Source organism: Luteimonas galliterrae (genome assembly GCF_023374055.1).
GTDB lineage: Bacteria > Pseudomonadota > Gammaproteobacteria > Xanthomonadales > Xanthomonadaceae > Luteimonas_C > Luteimonas_C galliterrae.
This window is the reverse complement of sequence record NZ_JAMBEP010000009.1, coordinates 1-2,718: the sequence shown is the minus strand read 5'-3', so window position 1 is coordinate 2,718 and position 2,718 is coordinate 1. Positions and strand designations below refer to the sequence as shown.

1 protein-coding gene is annotated in these 2,718 nt (G+C 63.0%); it reads left to right on the top strand.

The window, feature by feature from the left end; all coding sequences use genetic code 11:
• Positions 1-2,718: hypothetical protein (locus M2650_RS16335; RefSeq protein ID WP_249476244.1), on the top strand; the 2,718-nt coding region annotated here is incomplete at both ends.

The window sequence follows — 2,718 nt, the reverse complement described above, 5'->3', positions numbered from 1 at the left end:
TGAATGGCGATGCGTTGACCGACGTGATGTTCTGCAAGTCCGACGCCAATTACGCGGCGGCCGCCGGCAAGGCCATGCCGATGTACTACGGCGCTCACTCCGATCCGGTGAGTTGGGTGAGCGGTCACATGTACTACGGCTTGAACGTGCCCGGGCACGGCATCGATCTTAGCCAAGGCGGCTATCCGGCTACCGACGGTGGACTGGCGGGTAATCCGATCCCATGCCACGCCAAAGACAGCTATCTGGTGCTGGATCTGCACGGCGACGGCCGGCAATCGTTCCTGCGCCGCACCCACCCCCATGTGGCGCAGATCACGCTGGGCGGCATCGAGCCGAACGTGCCGGCCGGGGCGGTGGACGATCCGTATCCCAAAGATCCCAACAATCCGCAGCTGGCCGGCTATTGGCCCAAACAGCGCGAAAAAGTGTGGGCCGAAAAGCTCATCGGGGAGACGACCTACAACGCCTTCACTTACGAGATCGGCACCGGCCTGACCTACGGCCCGACCGGATTGCCGTACGAATACTTCATGCGCTGGCAGCGTGCCGGCAACTCGCAAGGGCGCTACAGCGCGCATCAACGCTCCAGTCCATCTAATCCCGACGGCGGCATGATGGCCGATGGTTTGGCGGTGCGCGATGGCCGGCTGACCGACTGGGGCAGTCCGGACGCGCTGATGGTGGGCGGCGGCCCCAGCGAAATGCGCACCGGCGATGTCAACGGCGACGGCTTGACCGACGTGCTGATGGTGGACCTGCTGGCTTGCCACTACGGCCAGGTGGTGAATCAACAGGTGCAGTTCCCCACGCGCGGGTGCTCGTTCCAGGACGTCACCGAATTCGGCACCGAACTGATCGAACAAACCTACGAAAAGATCGCGGTGTTCGTATATCTCAACCGCGGCGACGGCACCTTCGACTTGGGCAGCACGCACCGGTTGTGGGATACCGACCTGGATCCGGCCGAGAAGCAATTGCTGGAGACCGGCTATGTGCAGGGCATGCCGGCGATCGCACAGGCGGAGTTATTCAAATCAGCCTGGACCAAGGCGACCGCAGCCACGCGCGGCTGGCGCATGGAATTCGCCAGCAGCCTGATCGGCGATGGCAACGGCGATGGGCTGGCCGATCTGGGCTATCTGCGTATGGCCTTCACCCCGAGCGGCGGCTGGATGGGCGACAGCATGGCCGGAACGTATGCGGTCACTCCGGTATGGCGGCTGGGACGCCACGGCGGCGGATTGTCCGAAGCCGAGACCCTGATGGGGTTGAACATCGACAAGCTGGTGCCGTCGGCACCGCTGACGGGCTGGCCGGGCTGGGAGGCGAACTATGTCAGTCTTAATCACACCCAATGGGAAAAATCGGACCAGTCGCCGGCCATGCTCGACACTTATGCGCAGCATCAGTACGGACTGGCCGCGCGCCTGATGCAACTGGACGTAGACCACGACGGCCGCGACGAGCTGATGTTCTACGACCATGTACGCGGGCGTTGGCTGATAGGCGAGCCGGAGACGACCGACGAGCCGCAAGCGAATCTGCTGGTGGCGGTGACCGATGGCCTGGGTGCGCGCACCGAGTTGGACTACGCTCCGCGATCGAGCCTGACCTCGCCCGATCATCCCTGGACGCAAGCGGACATCGACCTGCCGTATCCGCTGTGGAGCCGGCCCAGCACGGCGGCGGCGGTGGCGCGATTGCGCAACGACACCGGCCATGATGCGGGCAATGCGCCGCTGTACGCCACTACGCATTACCTTTACGGCAAATCGATAACGGATGTTCGCAACGGTGTATCGCTGGGTATCGATCGGCACATCGCAAAGCGTTCGACGCCCACCTCCAGCGGCATGGTCAATAGCCTGCGCGTCGAGCGTTACGACACTGCACCGGCCTACGATGCGACTTTTAAGGCTTATCCGTTGGCGGGCAGCTTGCTGAGTTCTACCGCGATGGTCTGGGGCGAACCGAAGGAACCAATCCGGATCAGCCACGGCGGGCAGCGCTACAGCGCGCATGCCGGCAAGATGCCCGGCACCTGGCGTCGGCAACTGGATGCCAGCACGGCGACGATTTACGAAGTGAGCAGCGATGCGCCTGCGGCCACGGCCGGCAGCTTGTTCGCCTGCTTGACGCAGGCCTACGACGGTGCGCAGCAATGCGGCGGTCAGGGCGAAAGCTATCAGCCGCTGAGCCGCAGCACGAGAACGATTGGTTACGACCCGGACAACTACGGGTTGCCCAAAACCCAGATCGTCGTCGCCGCGGGCTCTACGACCGTGACCGAGCGCATTTTCGAACATCACGATCCTGCGGATCCGACTGGCGTGGGCGGTTATGTATTGGGTCTGCCGACTGTGGAATGGACGGCAAACGAACCCAAACCTGGGGTCGGCTACACCTTGCGCACTATCGCGAACGAGTACTACGCCAACGGATTGCTCAAATCCACGACGATCGAACCGGATCAGCCGAAATACCGCATCAGGGAGAGCTATACCTATGGCGAGTTCGGCCACCCTAAAACCAAGACCGTCAGTGCAGCGGGCAGTCCGGACAACGTCACCACCTACGGTTACACGCCCTCGGGCGCCTATCTGGCGAGCGTGACCAATGCGCTGGGGCACACCGAAACCACGCGTTGGTACGAAGGGTGTGGGTTGCCGGAGCAGCAAACCAACGCGCTAGGCCAGACGATGGTGAAGGACATCG